We start from the raw sequence: 17,445 nt of genomic DNA, 5'->3' as shown, positions 1-17,445 counted from the left end.
GCGTGCCCGGCCGGGGTGGGTCGCTCAATTCCGGTGGCGATGTCCCTGACCACCGGCAGCCCGCGCCGCCGCGGGCCCCGCGCGCCCCCCCCCGCCCCCCACGGCCGGAGCCGGACCGGCTAGTACGAGCGCGCGACGACGGCGAGGGTGCCGGGGGCGTCGTCCGCCTCCGGGACGGAGCCGTCCTCGGCGATCAGGCAGCGGACGGAGACGGCCTGCTCCGCGAGCTTCGCCTCGCCCTCGGGGCCGAGGTCGGCCCACGGGATCCGCGCCCAGCCGCCCGCGACGGCGGCCTCGGCGGCCTCCTCGAGGGTGGCGACATCGGAGGTGCGGGCCAGCCGGCGCTCGCGGGACTCGCGCAGCAGCTGCGCCTGGTCCTCCTCCAGCACCTTGGGCAGCAGGTCGGCGAGGGCGGAGATCTGCACGGCCTCCTTGCCGCCCGGGATGCGGCGGGCCAGCATCGCGGTGCCGGCTTCCAGGTCGCGCGGGCCGATCTCGACGCGGACCGGTACGCCCTTGAGCTCCCAGTCCACGGCGCGGCGGCCGAAGGGGGTGTCGACGCGGTCGTCGACGAACACGCGCAGACCGGCGGCCTTGAGCTGGGCACCCAGCTCACGGACCTTCGTCACGGCCTCGTCGCCCTTGATCGCCATGACGACGACCTGGACGTGCGCCAGGCGCGGCGGGACGCGCAGGCCGCTGTCGTCGCCGTGCGACATGATCAGGCCGCCGACCATGCGGGTCGAGACGCCCCACGAGGTCTGCCAGACCAGCTCCTGCTTGCCTTCCTTCGACAGGTACTGCGTGTTGAAGGCCTTGGCGAAGTTGGTGCCCAGCTCGTGGCTCGTGCCCAGCTGCAGGGCCTTGCCGTCGCCCATCATGCCCTCGAGGGTGAGGGTGTTGATGGCGCCGGCGAAGCGCTCCTTGGCGGTCTTGCGGCCGAGCACGACGTCGATGCCGAGCACGTTCGTCATGAAGTCGCCGTAGACGTCGCGGTGGATCCGGGCCGCGTAGTCGCGGGCGTCCTCGTAGGAGACGTGGGCCGTGTGGCCCTCCTGCCAGAGGAACTCGCTCGTACGGAGGAAGACGCGCGGACGCATTTCCCAGCGGACCACGTTCGCCCACTGGTTGATCAGCAGGGGCAGGTCGCGGTAGCTCTGGACCCACTTGGAGAAGTAGTCGTTGATGATCGTCTCGGAGGTGGGGCGGACGACGACCGGCTCGTCCAGCTCCTTGCCGCCGCCGTGCGTGACGACCGCCAGCTCGGGGGCGAAGCCCTCGACGTGCTCGGCTTCCTTCGTCAGGTACGACTGCGGGATGAACAGCGGGAAGTACGCGTTCTGGGCGCCCGCGTCCTTGATCCGCGCGTCCATCTCCTGCTGCATCCGCTCCCACAGGCCGTAGCCGTACGGCCGGATGACCATGGTGCCGCGTACCGGACCGTTGTCGGCCAGTTCGGCCTTGTTGATCAGATCCTGGTACCAGCGGGGAAAATCCTCCGCCTGGGGGGTGAGAACGGGTGCCTTTGCCATGGCGCGAATGGTACGGCGCCCGGCGCGCCCAGCGTGAATCGGGTGTGAACCGGGTGGCGCGCTCCTCTGGACGCGGGCGCCAATCGGGAGTTCTCTGGCAGCGGGGGCATGGGGGCGAAACGGAATCAGGAGCGCTCATTCGATGACACCGACGCCGACGGCGACGCTTGCTGCCCGGGACTGGGCGGAAATCCAGGAGCGGATGCTCGTACCGCTCTACGACGCGGTCTACGACCGTCTCGAGATCGGGCCGGGCGACCGTCTGCTCGGCCTGGGCTGCGGGGCCGGCCTGCCGCTGCTGCTGGCTTCCGGCCGGGGAGCCGTGGCCACGGGTGTGGAGGCGGATCCGGCCCGCCGGGCGCTGGCCCGGGAACGGCTGCTCGAGGTGCTGGCGGCGCCGCCGGTGCCCGCGGTGCCGTACGACGTGCTGCTGGCCTTCTCGCCGGGTCCGGGCACGCTGGCCGCGGCGCTGCCCGCGCTGCGGCGGGGCGGCGGGACGGTGGTGCTGGCCGACTGGGGACCGGCGGAGCGTTGCACGGTGCCGCACGTCCTGGGCGGCGGCCCCGTGGTGCGGGACCTGGACGCGATGGTGGCGCGGGCCGGGCTGGTCCCGGACGGGTCGGGGCGGGTGTTCTGCCCGTTCGGGTACGCGGACGTGGACAGCGCGGTGCGCGGGCTCCTGTCGACGGGGCTGTATCCCGGCGCGGGCTCCGGATCCGCCGGAGCGGCTTCCGCGGGGCGTTTCGACATGGCCGATCCGGCCCTCGCGGAGAAGGAACTCGCGGAGGCGCTTCACCCGTACGAGCGACCCGACGGCGCCGTCTGGTTGCCGAACATCTTCCGCTACGTGATCGCCCGGACGGTCTGACGGCCGTCGCGGGGCCCCTCGCTCACTGCCCGGGGCCCCGCGCCGCCCGCCGGTGGCCGGTGCCGTCCGCGGCCGGGCCCCGCGGCTACTTGTGGAGCCGGGCGATGCCCGCGGCGGCGTAGGCGGCGACCTCGTCCAGGGTCTCGTTCGCCACCAGGGCCTCGGCGAGGGCGTCGAGCTTGTCGCGGTTCTCGCTCAGCAGCCGGCAGGCCTCCACGTAGCACTCCTCGACGATGCGGCGCATCTCGTGGTCCACCGCGTCGAGGGTGGCGGGGGCCGCGGAGAGGCCGTAGGGGCTCTGGCCGTCCGAGGGGATCGCCGTCAGCGGGCCGATGCGCTTGCTCATGCCCCACCGGGCGACCATGCCCCGCGCGAGGTTGGTGACCTGTTCCAGGTCGTTCTCCGCGCCCGTGGTGACGACCCGGTAGACGACCTCCTCGGCCGCCATGCCGCCGAGCGCGCCGATGATGCGGCCGCGCAGGTACTCCTCCGTGTACGCGTAGCGGTCCGCGTCCGGGGTGGAGAGGGTGACGCCGAGCGCGCGCCCGCGCGGCACGATGGTGATCTTCCGGACGGGGTCCGCGCCCGGCTGGAGCATGCCCAGCAGGGCGTGCCCGCCCTCGTGGTACGCGGTGCGCCGGCGTTCCTCCTCCGGCATGACCAACGGCCGTTCGGCGCCGAGCTGGACCTTCTCCAGCGCGTCGGAGAGGTCCGCCTGGGTGACCTCCTTCTGCTGCCGTTTCACGGCGAGCAGGGCGGCCTCGTTGGCGAGGTTGGCCAGTTCGGCGCCGGTCATGCCCGGCGTCGTACGGGCCACCTGGGCGAGGTCGACGCCGCCGGCGAGCGGGATGTCCCGGGTGTGGATGCGCAGGATCGCCTCGCGTCCGGCCCGGTCGGGCGGGGAGACCACGACGGTGCGGTCGAAGCGGCCCGGCCGGGTCAGCGCCGGGTCCAGGACGTCGGCGCGGTTGGTCGCGGCCAGGACCACCACGCCTTCGGACCCGGAGAAGCCGTCCATCTCGGTGAGGATCTGGTTCAGGGTCTGCTCGCGCTCGTCGTGGCCGCCCATGGCGGCGCCGCCGCCGCGCACCCGCCCGATGGTGTCGATCTCGTCGATGAAGACGATCGCGGGGGCCACCTTGCGCGCCTCGGCGAAGAGTTCCCGTACGCGGGAGGCGCCGACGCCGACGATCATCTCGATGAACTCGGAGGCCGAGGCGGAGAAGAACGGCACGCCGGCCTCGCCCGCGAGCGCCCGCGCGAGCAGGGTCTTGCCGGTGCCGGGCGGGCCGGCGAGCAGCACCCCACCGGGCATCCGGGCGCCCATCTCGCGGTACTGGCCGGGGTTCTTGAGGAAGTCCACGACGTCGTCGAGCTCGCCCGCGACCTCGTCGATGCCGGCCACGTCCTCGAACGTGGTGCGCTTGGCGCCTTCCAGCTCCACCGGTTTCGGCGGCGCCTTGCGGCCGAGGCCGCCCATGCCCCCGGCGCCCACGCCGCTCATCCGGCGGGCGATGAACACCCACAGGAGGATCAGCAGCAGCATCGGGGCCAGCGAGATCAGCAGGTTGGCCAGGAAGCTGCGCTGTTCGACGACCGGGGAGGCGGTGACGATCACGCCGTGCCGGGTGAGGTCGGCCCACAGGTCGTCCTCGGCGAAGGCCGGGCGCTGGGACCGGAATTTGGTGTAGTCGCCCTTGTCGCCGTCCGGCTTGGGCTGTTCGGCCTTCAGCTGGCCCTGGATGGCGTCGCCCTTGGCGTAGATCTTCGAGACGTTGCCGGCGGCCACCTGCTTGCTGAACTCGGTGTACGAGATGGTCGGCTCGTCGCCCTCGTTGAAGAAGGAGAGCACCAGGTTGGTCACCAGGTAGACGATCAGGGCGGTGAGGATCAGGCCTCGCCAGCCGCCCGGCATCTTCCGCTTCGGCGGCGGGGCGGGCGGCGCGCCCTCGGAGCGCCAGGGCGTATCGGCCCGGTCGCGGGGCGGTACGGGGGTGGGGCTGGGCACGTGGCCTCCTTCTGCCGTCCTCCCGGCCGACCATAAGCGACAAACCGGATCATCGCGCTGGCGGGAACGGCGGGCGGCCGGCGCCCCCGCGGGGCGGACCGACAGCACACGGCGGCATACGGCGGCCCGCGGGAACGCAGGAACGCAGGAACGCGGAAGCCCCGGCCGGATCGATCCGGCCGGGGCTCGCGCGGCACCGCGCTACTTCATGAACTTCTTGAACTCGTCCGGAAGGTCGAAGTCCTTGCCGGGCTGCGCCCCGCCGGCCGGAAGGCCGAACGGGCTGCCGCCCGCGGCGGGCTCGACCGCCTGCGGGCCCGCCTCGCGGCGCGCGGCGGCCGCGGCCTCGTCTTCCTTGCGCTTCATCGGGTTGCCGCTCTTGCGCTTGCCCTTGGCCTGCTTGACCTGCTTCTTCTGCCGGCCGGGGCCGCCGCCCATCCCGGGGATGCCCGGCATGCCGGGCATGCCGCCGCCCTGGGCCATGCGGGACATCATCTTGCGGGCCTCGAAGAACCGCTCGACGAGCGACTTCACGGCGCTGACCTCGACACCGGCACCCTTGGCGATACGGGCGCGGCGCGAGCCGTTGATGATGTGCGGGTCCTGGCGCTCGGCCGGGGTCATCGACTTGATGACGGCCGCGGTGCGGTCGACGTCGCGCTCGTCGATGTTGTTGATCTGGTCCTTGATCTGCCCCATGCCGGGGAGCATCCCGAGGAGCTTGGAGATGGAGCCCATCTTGCGGACCTGCTCCATCTGGGCCAGGAAGTCGTCGAGCGTGAACTCCTTCGGGCCCTTCGCCAGCTTCGCCGCCATCTTCTCGGCTTCGTCCTGGCTGAACGTCTTCTCGGCCTGCTCGATCAGGGTGAGCATGTCACCCATGTCGAGGATCCGGCCCGCCATGCGGTCCGGGTGGAAGGCGTCGAACTCGTCGAGCTTCTCGCCGTTCGAGGCGAACATGATCTGCTTGCCGGTGACGTGCGCGATGGAGAGCGCGGCACCGCCCCGCGCGTCGCCGTCGAGCTTGGAGAGCACCACGCCGTCGAAGCCGACGCCGTCGCGGAAGGCCTCGGCGGTGTTGACCGCGTCCTGGCCGATCATGGCGTCGACGACGAAGAGGATCTCGTCCGGGCTGACGGCGTCGCGGATGTCCGCGGCCTGCTGCATCAGCTCCTGGTCGATGCCGAGGCGGCCGGCGGTGTCGACGATGACGATGTCGTACTGCTTGGTGCGGGCGTACTCGATCGAGTCCTTGGCGACCTGGACCGGGTCACCGACGCCGTTGCCGGGGGCGGGCGCGTAGACCGCGACGCCGGCCCGCTCCGCGACGACGGAGAGCTGGTTGACGGCGTTGGGGCGCTGGAGGTCGCACGCGACGAGGAGCGGGGCGTGGCCCTGCCCCTTCAGCCACAGGCCGAGCTTTCCGGCGAGGGTGGTCTTACCGGCACCCTGGAGGCCGGCGAGCATGATCACGGTGGGCGCGGTCTTGGCGAAGCGCAGCCGCCGGGTCTCGCCGCCGAGGATCGAGACCAGCTCGTCGTTGACGATCTTGAGGACCTGCTGGCCCGGGTTCAGGGCCTTGGAGACCTCTTCGCCGCGGGCCCGCTCCTTGACGTTCGCGATGAAGGAGCGCACGACGGGGAGGGCGACGTCGGCCTCGAGGAGGGCGATACGGATTTCCCGCGCCGCAGCGTCGATGTCCTGCTCGGAGAGGCGGCCTTTGCCCCGGAGGGACTTGAAGGTCGCGCTGAGGCGGTCGGAAAGCGTATCGAACACGGTGGTCGCGATTCCTCGGGTCGGGGGCGTGTGGTCGTCCCCCAGGGTATCGGGCCGCGCCACCTGCCTGGCCCTGCGGGCGGGAATCCCCGCCCCGTCCCCAGGATTCGGGGAGGGGCGGGGCGGGGGAAGCCGCCGTGGGCGGCGGTCCCCGCTACGCCAGGGCCGACTCGACCGAGGCGGCCAGGGCGGCGGCATCCGCCGGATCCAGGGGTTTGCCGTCCACCGTGGTCACGTAGAGCGTGTCCACCGCGTTCGCGCCGAGCGTCGAGACGTGCGCGCTGCGGACCCTGACGCCCGCGGATTCCAGGGCCCGGCCGATCCGGTGCAGCAGCCCCACGGCGTCGGGGGCGCGCACCTCCAGGACCGTGGCCAGGGAGGAGACCTCCGGCACCACCGCGACCCGGGGCGGCGGCGGGACGACGCCGCGCCGGCGCGGGTACGCCGCCTCGCGGTCCGCCAGCTTCGCCGGGACGTCCAGCGAGCCGTCCAGCGCCCGCACCAGGTCCGTACGCAGCCGCGCGGCCTGCGGCAGGGCCCCGTACTCGGCGGACACCCGCCAGCGCAGGACCAGCACCTCGCCCAGCCGGTCGGGGAGCTCCAGGGAGCGCAGCTCGGCCGCCCGGACCGTCAGGCGGTGCAGTGCGAGCACGCCCGCGACCGCGGGCAGGACACCCGGCTGGTCGGGTACGGCCACCACCAGCTCCACGCCGACCGCGTCCTCCTCCTGCCGGGCGTGCAGGGCCAGGACCGGTTCCCCGGTCCGCAGCGCCTCCACCGCGAGGCGTTCCTGTTCCGTCGTCGGGATCTCCAGCTCCGTCACCGCCGGGGCCGCTCCCCGCAGGACCGCGGCGACCCGCGCGACCAGGTCCGCCACGAGCGAGCCCCGCCAGGTGCTCCACGCCGCCGGTCCGGTGGCCAGTGCGTCCGCCTCCGTCAGGGCGTGCAGCACTTCCAGCGTTCCCGGCGAGCCGACGGCCTCCGCGACCGCCTTCACCGTCGCCGGGTCGTCCAGGTCCCGGCGGGTCGCGGTGTCGATGAGCAGCAGGTGGTGGCGGACGAGGACGCCGAGCACGGCGACGTCCTCCGCGTCGAAGCCCACCCGTGCGGCGACGTCCCGGGCGATGGTCTCGCCCGCCACCGAGTGGTCGCCGGGCCAGCCCTTGCCGATGTCGTGCAGCAGCGCGGCCATCAGGAGGAGGTCGGGGCGGCCCACCCGGCGGGTCAGTTCCGAGGCCCGGACGGCCGTCTCGACGAGGTGGCGGTCCACGGTCCAGGTGTGGACGGGGTTGCGCTGCGGCCGGCACCTCACCCGCTCCCAGTCGGGCAGCAGCTTGGTGACGATCCCCTCGGCCTCCAGCGCCTCCCACACGGCCACGGTGGGCTCCCCCGCGCCCAGCAGCGTGATCAGCTGCTCCCGCGCCTCCGCCGGCCAGGGCACCGGCAGCGGCTTCGCCTGGGCGGCGAGCCTGCGCACGGCGTGCAGCGAGACGGGCAGTCCCGCCTGCGCCGCGGCGGCGCCGAAGCGCAGCGGCAGGACCGGGTCCCGGTCGGGCCGGGCCGCCAGGGCCAGTACGGCCTCGCCGTCGGACTCCACGACGCCTTCGGCGAGGGGTGCCCGCTCGGGCGCGGCGCCCCGGCTGCCGAGGAGGCCCCGGAGCCTGGGCCGCGCGGCCCGCGCGCGCAGGACGCGTCCGACCTCGCGCCAGGTCACGTCGCCGGCGTACGAGACCACGCGCGCGGCCTCGTACACCTCCCGGAGCAGGGCGTCGGCGTCGAGCAGCCCGAGCCGGGCCGCGACCGGGGTCTGTTCCTGGAGGGAGAGCCGCTCGGTGGCCCGGCCGGTCACCAGGTGGAGGGCGTCGCGGGCGTCGAGCAGGCGGCGCCGGGCGTCGGCGAGGCCCTCGCGCGGCGCGTCGGCCAGCCAGGACGCGGCGACGGCCCGCAGGGCGGTGACGTCGCGCAGACCGCCGCGGGCCTCCTTGAGGTCGGGTTCCAGCAGGAAGCGCAGTTCCCCGGCGCGCTCCGCCCGCTCGAGGCACAGGGAGTGCAGCTCCGGGAGCCGCTTGGCGGCGAGGTTGCGCCAGTCGGCCAGGACGGAGGTGCGCAGCCCGGCGAGGAGTCCGGCGTCGCCCGCGACGGGCCGGGCGTCCAGCAGTCCGAGGTGCACCTTGAGGTCCTCGGCGGCGGTCTTGCGGGCTTCGCCCGGGGTGCGGACCGAGTGGTCGAGGGCGAGCCCCAGGTCCCAGACGGGATACCAGAGCCGGTCGGCCAGGGCGGCCAGGTCGCGCGGTTCGGCCTTGCCGTCGTGGAGCAGGACCAGGTCGAGGTCGCTGCGGGGGGAGAGTTCGGCGCGTCCGTAGCCGCCGACGGCGACGAGGGCGGCGCCCCGTACGCCCGTTTCCCCGACGGCGGTGGCGAACAGCGTCTTCAGCCAGTCGTCGGTCAGGGCGGCCAGGGCCGAACGCCGGGAGGGCCCGGACCGCGACTCCTCCTGGAGGAGTCGCAGCCGGGCCGCGGCGTAACCGCTGGGTCCCGAGCCGGCCGTGTTGTCCGTTGTCTCTTCGACGCTCGTCAACCCAGGAGCTCCCGTCGTCTAGAGCGCGTCAGCGCCGCGCTCGCCGGTGCGGACCCGGATGACCGAGTCCACGGGGATGCTCCACACCTTGCCGTCGCCGATCTTGCCGGTCTGGGCGGCGTCGACCACGATCCGCATCACGTCCTCGGCGTCGCCGTCCTCGACGAGCACCTCGATGCGGATCTTCGGTACGAGGTCCACCGTGTACTCGGCGCCCCGGTAGACCTCGGTGTGGCCGCGCTGGCGGCCGTAGCCGCTGGCCTCGGAGACCGTGAGGCCCTGGACCCCGAAGCGGTGCAGGGCTTCCTTGATCTCGTCCAGCCGGTGGGGCTTCACGATCGCGGTGATGAGCTTCATGCGTCAACCTTCTTGCTCGCGGCGGCAACGGGGGCGGGTGCGGCGGTGCTCCGCGAGGAGGAACCACCGCCGGCTCCGCTGAAGTCGTAGGCGGTCTCGGCGTGTTCGACCTGGTCGATGCCGGAGACCTCGTCGTCCTCCGATACGCGCATGCCGATCGTCTTGTCGAGGAGGAAGGCGAGTACCGCGGACGCCACGAGAGAGTAGGCCAGGACGGAGAAGACTCCCACGGCCTGCTTGCCGAGCTGCTCCAGGCCGCCGCCGTAGAAGAGGCCGGCCGCGTCGGACTGGACCCCGCCGGTGGCGAAGAAACCGACGAGGAGGGAGCCCAGGACACCTCCGACGAGGTGGACGCCGACGACGTCGAGCGAGTCGTCGAAGCCGAACTTGTACTTCAGGCCGACGGCCATGGCGCACACGACACCGGCGATGACGCCGATGGCGATCGCGCCGAGCGGGGAGCAGGAGCCGCCGGAGGGGGTGATGGCGACGAGGCCCGCGACCGCGCCGGAGGCGGCGCCGAGGGTGGTGAAGGAGCCGTGGCGCAGCTTCTCGTAGCCGAGCCAGGCGAGCATGGCGGCGGCCGTGGCGACCTGGGTGTTGACGAACATGACCGCGCCGACGCCGTCGTCGTTGCCGAGCCAGGATCCGGCGTTGAAGCCGAACCAGCCGAACCACAGCAGGCCGGCGCCGAGCATCACGAGCGGGAGGCTGTGCGGGCGCATCGGGTCCTTCTTGAACCCGACGCGCTTGCCGATGACCAGGATCACGCCGAGGGCCGCGGCGCCCGCGTTGATGTGGACGGCGGTGCCGCCGGCGAAGTCGATGACGCCGAGCTCGAAGAGCCAGCCGCCGGCGCCCCACACCCAGTGGGCGACGGGGAAGTAGACGACGGTGACCCAGAGGGTGATGAACAGCGCCCACGCGCTGAACTTCACGCGGTCGGCCAGCGCACCGCTGATCAGGGCCGGGGTGATGATCGCGAACATCAGCTGGAAGACGGCGAAGACGTAGACGGGGATGGTGTAGCCGTCCCACAGCTCGGTGATCCCGATGCCGCTGAGGCCGACGTAGTCGGAGGTCCAGCCGATGAGGGAACCGGAGTCGGCGCCGAAGGCGAGGCTGAATCCGAAGAGGACCCAGAGGATCGTGACGATCCCGAGGCTGATGAAGCTCATCATCAGCATGTTGAGGCTGCTCTTGACGCGGACCATGCCTCCGTAGAAGAAGGCGAGTCCCGGGGTCATCAGCATGACCAGGGCGGAGCAGATGAGCATGAACCCGGTGTTCGCGGCAGACAGTGTCGGGGCGTCTGCCGCGAGGGTCGTGATGGCTGATGCCATCGGCGTCTCCTCGTCGTCGGTACGTTCGCGTGCGGGCGACCGTGAAAACCTGGGCGGCGCTGGTTCTTGAATCAGGCCTGAGGGCACCGGCCCGGGGGCTGGCCGGTTAATGGCCCTGAGATTCGCGCAGGCCGGTTTCCGGCGGCGCCGCTGGGTGTTTCGCGTGGATGACGAAGAGGTCCCGCGTGTTACGCGTCCATGAACGAGTGGTTCATGGAGCGGGGCGTGCGGGACCCGGCCGCGGCGATGACCCGGGGAACCTGGCTGGGGGAGCCTGATCGGGCTTCACGGGGTGACTGCCGCGGCCGGGGGCCTTGGGTGGCGGCCGGAGAGCCGTCAGACGGCCTCTGCGGCTTCGGGGAGCCGGGAGGCGAGGTGGTCGGTGAGCCGGACCACGTCGGCGACGTCGCCGTACTCACGCGCGGCGGCGTCGACGGTCTTGCGCAGTCGGGTGTTCACCCGTTCGGACCGCACCTTTCCCGCCACGTCGAGGGCGCGGCCGACGAGGACCGCGGCCTGCTCGGGCTCGCGCTGGAGCAGGTGCACGGTGGCCAGGCCGACGAGGTTGAGGGCCAGCGAGCGCTGGTGCTCCTCGTCCTTCTCGAAGAGCTCGACGGCGCGCCGCATGACGGGCTCGGCGAGGGAGGCGTACATGGGGCTGCGGCCGGCCACGTAGGCGAGATCGCGGTAGGAGTGGGAGTTCTCGCCGTTGAGCTCGGCCTCGGAGAAGAAGCGGATCCAGTCGGGCTCGGACTCGCCGCCGAAGCCGACGTCGGAGAAGGTGTCCTCGGCCATCCGCACGGCCCGCTTGCACCGGCTGGGCTGGCCCATGTTGGCGTAGGCGCGGGCCTCCATCGCATACAGCATGGCCTGGGTACGGGGCCCCGCGCAGTCGCGGCTGCCGTACTGGGCGAGGTGGATGAGCTCCAGGGCGTCCTCGGGGCGGCCCAGGTGGATCATCTGGCGGCTCATGCTCGAGAGGATGTACGAGCCCAGCGGCTTGTCGCCGCCCTGTTTGGCGGCGTGCAGCGCGAGGACGAAGTACTTCTGCGCGGTCGGGTGCAGGCCGATGTCGTAGCTCATCCAGCCGGCGAGTTCGGCGAGTTCCGCGGCGACCTTGAAGAGCCGCTTCATGACCGGGGCCGGATGGTGCTCCTGGAGCAGGTCGGTGACCTCGTGGAGCTGGCCGACGACGGCCTTGCGGCGCAGTCCGCCGCCGCACTGGGCGTCCCACTGGCGGAACATCACGGTGGTGGCTTCGAGGAGCCCGAGCTCGGGCTCGGAGAGCCGGGGCGGCCGGTGGCCGCCGAGGGCGCCCGCCGGCCCGGCCGCGCGCGGCCCCGGGTCAGCGGCCGGGACCGGGACGAGCCAGCGCTGCATGGGCTCGATGAGGGCCGGGCCCGCGGAGAGGGCGAGCGAGGTCCCGAGGAAGCCGCGGCGGGCCAGCATCAGGTCGCTGCGGGAGAACTCGCCGAGCAGCTCGACGGTCTGCGGGCCGGCCCAGGGCAGGTCGACGCCGGAGACCGAGGGGGTCTGGTGGGCGGAGCGCAGGCCCAGGTGCTCGATGGCGACCACGGAGCCGAAGCGTTCGGAGAACAGCTCGGAGAGGATCCGCGGGACGGGTTCGCGGGGCTGCTCGCCGTCGAGCCAGCGGCGGACGCGGGAGGTGTCGGTGCTGATGTGGTGGGCGCCCATCTGGCGGGCGCGGCGGTTGACCTGGCGGGCGAGCTCGCCCTTGGACCACCCGCTGCGGACGAACCACGACGTCAGCTGCTCGTTGCGGGCGGCCTCGCCCTGCTCCGGCAGCTCCGACGCCTCGGCGGCCGACATGTCGGACTCCGCACTCGTTCCGCTTGCGTCGTTGCCGCTCACTGGAACGCCCCTATCACTCAGCCGTTTTCGACACGAGGCCCGTCACAAGCCGACGAAGATCCGTCTTCACGGATCCTTCACACCTTGCCTCCGGCATACCCGCGGACGAGTCTGCCTTCTCGCTTCGTGTACCGAAAGTAATCCTACGATCACCCCTGCCGCGAGGTCGATCCCGGAAACGCCACCATTCGCCACCCCTTCGAATGAACTCGCCACCTGCCAGGCGCGATTCACTTGACACGAAGGTGAAACCGATCGGATGGACAGAGGTGCGCTCGGGGCGCACGCGGCGAGGAGTGCGCCGGGTGACGGCCGGGGCGGACCCGCACGGCCCGGCACCGCCCGGATTCCGCGCCCCGCCCGCATCAGGTGGCGCCGACGTCGTAACCACCGGCACGTCCGACCCGTTGGAGGGGGCATGGGCATGGGCTTCACGATCGGCGGCAGCCGCGGCACCAAGGAGTTCCGTTCCGGCGCTCGGCGCCGAGGCCGGACGTCGGAGTGCACGGCGGTGGCGGAATACACCGGACTGTGGGGCTGGGACGTGGTTCCCGGCGCACGGGCGGCGGCGCCCGCCCGCGACTGCTCCTGCGGTCATATGCATTGCAGTGCGCCGGGGGCGCATCCGCTGGCCCTCGCGCCGACGGTCCCGGCCGGAGCCACCCTCGACGAGGTCACCGAGACCTGGAGCGGGTACCCGGGGGCCGCGGTGCTCCTCCCCGTGGGCCGCTCCTTCGACGTCATCGAGGTGGCCGAGGAGGCCGGGCGCCAGGCGCTGGTCCGGCTGGAGCGGATGGGGCTGCCGCTCGGCCCCGTCACCACGACCCCGGACGGCCGGGCCCAGTTCTTCGTGGCCCCGGGCGCGGCGGCCGAGCTGCCGCAGCTGCTCTACCGGATGGGCTGGGACGACGCCGGACTCGATCTGCGCGCCCTCGGCCCGGGGGCGTACGTCACCGCACCGCCCTGCGACTTCGCGGGGCTCGGCCCGATGGCCTGGCTCCGCCCGCCGGCGCTGGACTCGGCCGGGGACCCGCCCCAGGCCCGGCTGCTGCTGGGCACCCTCGCCTATCTCTGCCACCGGCTGCGCAGGGCCTGACCCCCGCGCACGGCAGTGCCCCCGGGTCCGTGGGACCGCGGGGGCACTGGCCTTCGTACGCGGGGCTCGTGAGCCTCGTGAGGCCGGTCAGTCGCCGATCAGGGCGTCGACGAAGGCCTCCGGCTCGAAGGGGGCCAGGTCGTCCGCGCCCTCGCCGAGGCCGACGAGCTTGACCGGGACGCCCAGCTCGCGCTGGACGGCGATGACGATGCCGCCCTTGGCGGTGCCGTCGAGCTTGGTCAGCACGATGCCGGTGATGTCGACGACCTCCGCGAACACGCGGGCCTGGGTGAGGCCGTTCTGCCCGGTGGTGGCGTCCAGGACCAGCAGGATCTCGTCCAGCGGGCCGTGCTTCTCCACGACGCGCTTGACCTTGCCGAGCTCGTCCATGAGGCCGGTCTTGGTGTGCAGGCGGCCCGCGGTGTCGATGAGCACCACGTCGGCGCCCTCGGCGATGCCCTCCTTGACCGCGTCGTAGGCGATCGAGGCCGGGTCGCCGCCCTCGGGACCGCGCACGGTGCGCGCGCCGACCCGCTCGCCCCAGGTCTGGAGCTGGTCCGCGGCGGCGGCGCGGAAGGTGTCGGCGGCGCCGAGCACGACGCTGCGCCCGTCGGCGACGAGCACGCGGGCGAGCTTGCCGGTGGTGGTGGTCTTGCCGGTGCCGTTCACGCCGACGACCATCACGACGGCGGGGGTGTCCACGCCGCTCTCGGTCTTCACGGCGCGGTCGAAGTCGGTGCCGAGGAGGGCGACCAGCTCCTCCTTCAGCAGGGCGCGCAGATCGGCGGGGGTGCGGGTGCCGAGCACCTTGACCCGCTCGCGGAGCCGGTCCACCAGTTCCTGGGTCGGCGCGACGCCCACGTCGGCGATGAGGAGGGTCTCCTCGATCTCCTCCCAGGTGTCCTCGTCGAGGTGCTCGCGGGAGAGCAGCGTGAGCAGCCCCTTGCCGAGCGAGTTCTGCGACCGGGCGAGGCGGGCGCGCAGCCGGATCAGGCGGCCGGCGGTGGGCTCGGGCACCTCGATCTCGGGCGCGGCCGGAGCCTCGGAGACGGGGGCCTCGGGCTCCGCGACGGGGGCCTCGGCCTCGGGGAGCACGACCTCCTCGATCGTGCGGCGCGGCTCTTGCGCCGTCGGTGCGGCGTCCTCCCCCACCTGCGGTTCGGCGGGCGGGGCAGTGATGGTCGGCGTGCTCGACGGCGCCGGCGGAGGCAGCTGCTTCTTCTTGCGGCTGCCGACCACGAGCCCGCTGATGGCGCCGACCGCGACCAGGGCGATGACTACAGCAAGGATGAGGATGTCCATAACGCACCCAGTATCGGCCACGCGCGCCCCGGAGCGGGGACCCTGGAGGTTCGCACCAGGACGTAAGCCTCTGTTTATGCTTTTTGCGGCAAATCTACGATGATGAACGACCCCGCCGCCCGCCGCCCCCGGAGTACACCTATGCCTGCCGAGACCACCGTCGAGTCCCGTGGCCTGGAGCCGGTCCCGGACGAGGAGCGCCGCGGCCGGGTCCGCGAGCTCGTGCCGACCTGGGTCGCCGCCAACATCAGCGTGCTGCTCCTGACCATGGGCGCCGGCCTGGTCATCTTCAACGGGCTGAACATCTGGCAGGTGCTCGTCGTCGCGATCGCCGCCCCCGTGCTCTCCTACGGGATCGTCGGGCTCATATCCATCGCGGGCAAGCGCGGCGGCTCCCCCGGCATGGCGCTCTCCCGGGCCGTCTTCGGCCAGCGCGGCAACCTCTTCCCCGGAGCCCTGATCTGGGTCGCCCGCTGGGGCTGGGAGACCATCAACGCGGTCAGCGGCGCGTACGCCGTCCTGACCGTCCTCGACCTGGTCTTCGGCATTCAGAAGAACACCGCCCTGATCGTGGTCACCCTGCTCTTCTTCGTCGGCTGCACCTTCCTGGTCTCCGGCCTCGGCATCGACGCGCTGCGCGTCTGCTCCACGTGGTCCACGTACCTCTTCGGCGCCTTCAGCGTGCTCGTCCTCGGCTACCTCGTCGCCGAGACCGACTGGTCCGCCGTCTTCGGCAAGCCCGCCGGTTCCACCGCGATGATGGTCGCGGGCATCGGCACCATCGCGGCCGGCGGCATCAGCTGGGTCCCGTCCGGGCCGGACTTCACCCGGTACCTGCCCCGCACGGCCTCGGCCCGGGGCATGGTCGGCGCGACCATCGGCGGCGCGGCCGTCGTCGTCATCCCGATGGTGCTGATGGGCGCGGTGATGGCCGTCGCCACCCCCGACCTGGCCACCGCGCAGGACCCGGTCTCCTTCATCGGCGAGCTCCTGCCGATCTGGATCGCGGTCCCGTACCTGCTGATCGCACTGGTCGGCATGCTGCTCATCAACTCGATGTCCATGTACTCGGCGGGCTTCACCGCACAGACCCTCGGCATCAAGGTCCCGCGCGCGGCCGCCGTCAGCGTCAACGCCGTCATCAGCCTGGTCTTCGGCTTCCTGCTGATGGTGGTCGCGACGAGCTTCTTCGGCTCGTTCATCTCCTTCCTGACCCTGCTGGCCGTGGCCTTCTCCGCCTGGATCGGCGTCTTCGGCGTGGACATGCTGCGCCGCACCTCCTACGACGGCGCCGCGCTGCTGGACACCACGCGGACCAGCGCCTACTGGTACAAGGGCGGCTTCGCCTGGCAGGCCATGACCGCGTGGGGCACCGCCCTGGTGGTGGGCCTGCTGTTCACGAAGGTCGACTGGTTCAGCGGCCCGCTGGCGACCACCTGGCCCGGCCGCAACGGGCTCGGCTGGGTGACGGGCATCGCCACCTCGGCCGTGCTGTACGCGGTCCTGCCGCGCAGCGCCCCGGCCGCCCCGGCGCCGCCCGGCCCGGCCTCGCCCGGGGCGACGGAGCCCGGCACGACGGAGCCCGCCCCCGCGGACGGGCGGCCGGCCGCCGCGACCCTGTCCAACTGACGCCCTGTCAGCTAACGTCCCCCTTCGCCCGCCCACCCACCTCCGGCGAAGGGGGACTCCTCCATGCCCATCACCGTGGCCCGGTTCAATCTCATCGACCCGAACGGCACCCCGGAAACCCTCTCCGCCCGGTACAAGGCCGCACTGGAGATGGCGAAGTACGCGGACGACCGCGGGATCGACACCATCCAGACCGAAGAGCACCACGGCACCGACAACAACTGGCTGCCCTCCCCCTTCGCCTTCGCGGGCGCGGTGTTCGGCGCCACCCGCCGGATCGCGGTCACCGTCTCGGCGATCATCGGCCCGCTGTACGACCCGCTGAAGGTCGCCGAGGACATCGCGGTCCTCGACCTCCTCAGCGGAGGGCGCCTGGTCACGGTGGCCGGGATCGGCTACCGGCCCGAGGAGTACGAGCAGCACGGGGTGGAGTGGGGCCGGCGCGGCAAGCTCCAGGACGAACTGCTCGAGACGCTGCTGAAGGCGTGGACGGGTGAGCCGTTCGAGTTCCGCGGCCGGACGGTGCGCGTCACGCCGCGGCCGTTCACCCGGCCGCATCCGCTGCTCCTGGTCGGCGGCAGCTCCGAGGCGGCGGCGCGCCGGGCGGCCCGCCTGGGGCTGCCGTTCTTCCCGAGCGCCCACCTGCCCGAGCTGGAGGCGTACTACCAGGCGAAGCTCGCGGAGTACGGCACGGAGGGCTTCTGCATGATGCCGGCGGCCGAGACCCCGCTGCTGCACATCGCCGAGGACCCGGACCGGGCCTGGGCCGAGTACGGCGAGCGCTTCCTGCACGAGGCCGGGATGTACGCGTCCTGGCAGTCCAAGGACATCCGCAGCGCCGTGCGGTCGGGCGCGCGCACGGTGGCGGAGCTCCGCGCGGAGGGCGTGTACCGCATCCTCACACCGGACGAGGCCGTGGCGTACGCCCGGGGCGCGGGTGAGGCGGGGAACCTGGTGCTGCACCCGCTGTGCGGCGGGATGCCGCTGGACGAGGGCTGGCGCAGCCTGCACCTGCTCTGCGAACGGGTACTGCCCCGGCTCAAGGACTGAGCCGGGGCAGTATCGAGGAGAAGGGGCGTTGGCG

General features: G+C 72.6%; 12 protein-coding genes. 4 read left to right on the top strand and 8 right to left on the bottom strand.

Annotated features, from left to right (window positions below; genetic code table 11):
- Positions 1-119: 119 nt before the first annotated feature.
- Complete coding sequence (proS, locus tag ACWF9Z_RS05825) at positions 120-1,532, bottom strand: proline--tRNA ligase (RefSeq protein ID WP_453597812.1); 1,413 nt, start codon at positions 1,530-1,532, stop codon at positions 120-122.
- 142 nt (positions 1,533-1,674) lie between these two features.
- Between proS and ACWF9Z_RS05820 the strand changes: the two genes are divergently transcribed.
- Positions 1,675-2,400, top strand: a complete 726-nt coding sequence (locus ACWF9Z_RS05820; protein ID WP_453597810.1) for a methyltransferase type 11 — start codon at positions 1,675-1,677, stop codon at positions 2,398-2,400.
- 85 nt (positions 2,401-2,485) lie between these two features.
- Here ACWF9Z_RS05820 and ftsH read toward each other — a convergent pair whose 3' ends face one another.
- The 6 genes from ftsH to nsdA all read right to left on the bottom strand — a co-directional run bounded on the left by ftsH (position 2,486) and on the right by nsdA (position 12,334).
- Positions 2,486-4,315 (bottom strand): ATP-dependent zinc metalloprotease FtsH, encoded by a 1,830-nt coding sequence (gene ftsH / locus ACWF9Z_RS05815; protein ID WP_453597857.1) that lies wholly within the window; start codon positions 4,313-4,315, stop codon positions 2,486-2,488.
- Positions 4,316-4,609: 294 nt separating this feature from the next.
- Complete coding sequence (ffh, locus tag ACWF9Z_RS05810; protein ID WP_453597808.1) at positions 4,610-6,184, bottom strand: signal recognition particle protein; 1,575 nt, start codon at positions 6,182-6,184, stop codon at positions 4,610-4,612.
- A 154-nt stretch (positions 6,185-6,338) separates the two neighbouring features.
- Positions 6,339-8,762 carry a [protein-PII] uridylyltransferase gene (locus ACWF9Z_RS05805; RefSeq protein WP_453597806.1) on the bottom strand — a complete coding sequence of 808 codons (2,424 nt, stop codon included), beginning with the start codon at positions 8,760-8,762 and terminating at the stop codon, positions 6,339-6,341.
- A gap of 18 nt (positions 8,763-8,780) precedes the next feature.
- The gene (locus ACWF9Z_RS05800; protein ID WP_112451060.1) at positions 8,781-9,119 is read right to left on the bottom strand and encodes a P-II family nitrogen regulator; all 339 of its coding nucleotides are present in this window, start codon (positions 9,117-9,119) and stop codon (positions 8,781-8,783) included.
- The gene (locus ACWF9Z_RS05795; RefSeq protein WP_453597804.1) at positions 9,116-10,462 is read right to left on the bottom strand and encodes an ammonium transporter; all 1,347 of its coding nucleotides are present in this window, start codon (positions 10,460-10,462) and stop codon (positions 9,116-9,118) included. The genes ACWF9Z_RS05800 and ACWF9Z_RS05795 overlap by 4 nt, the downstream gene beginning before the upstream one ends.
- Before the next feature lie 336 nt (positions 10,463-10,798).
- A complete protein-coding gene (gene nsdA / locus ACWF9Z_RS05790; RefSeq protein WP_453597802.1) occupies positions 10,799-12,334 on the bottom strand; it encodes a transcriptional repressor NsdA in 1,536 nt (511 codons plus the stop codon).
- Positions 12,335-12,758: 424 nt separating this feature from the next.
- Here nsdA and ACWF9Z_RS05785 point away from each other — a divergent pair, with 424 nt between their 5' ends.
- Positions 12,759-13,430, top strand: a complete 672-nt coding sequence (locus ACWF9Z_RS05785) for a bifunctional DNA primase/polymerase (RefSeq protein WP_453597855.1) — start codon at positions 12,759-12,761, stop codon at positions 13,428-13,430.
- Positions 13,431-13,517: 87 nt separating this feature from the next.
- Here the strand turns inward: ACWF9Z_RS05785 and ftsY are convergent, their stop codons facing one another.
- Positions 13,518-14,732 (bottom strand): signal recognition particle-docking protein FtsY, encoded by a 1,215-nt coding sequence (ftsY, locus tag ACWF9Z_RS05780; protein WP_453597800.1) that lies wholly within the window; start codon positions 14,730-14,732, stop codon positions 13,518-13,520.
- A 141-nt stretch (positions 14,733-14,873) separates the two neighbouring features.
- Here ftsY and ACWF9Z_RS05775 point away from each other — a divergent pair, with 141 nt between their 5' ends.
- A complete protein-coding gene (locus ACWF9Z_RS05775) occupies positions 14,874-16,361 on the top strand; it encodes a cytosine permease (RefSeq protein ID WP_453597798.1) in 1,488 nt (495 codons plus the stop codon).
- 63 nt (positions 16,362-16,424) lie between these two features.
- Complete coding sequence (locus ACWF9Z_RS05770; RefSeq protein ID WP_453597796.1) at positions 16,425-17,411, top strand: LLM class flavin-dependent oxidoreductase; 987 nt, start codon at positions 16,425-16,427, stop codon at positions 17,409-17,411.
- The last annotated feature ends 34 nt before the right edge of the window (positions 17,412-17,445 follow it).

It is taken from the genome of Streptomyces sp. NPDC054961, assembly GCF_053609145.1.
This window is presented reverse-complemented; position numbering and strand designations above follow the sequence as displayed.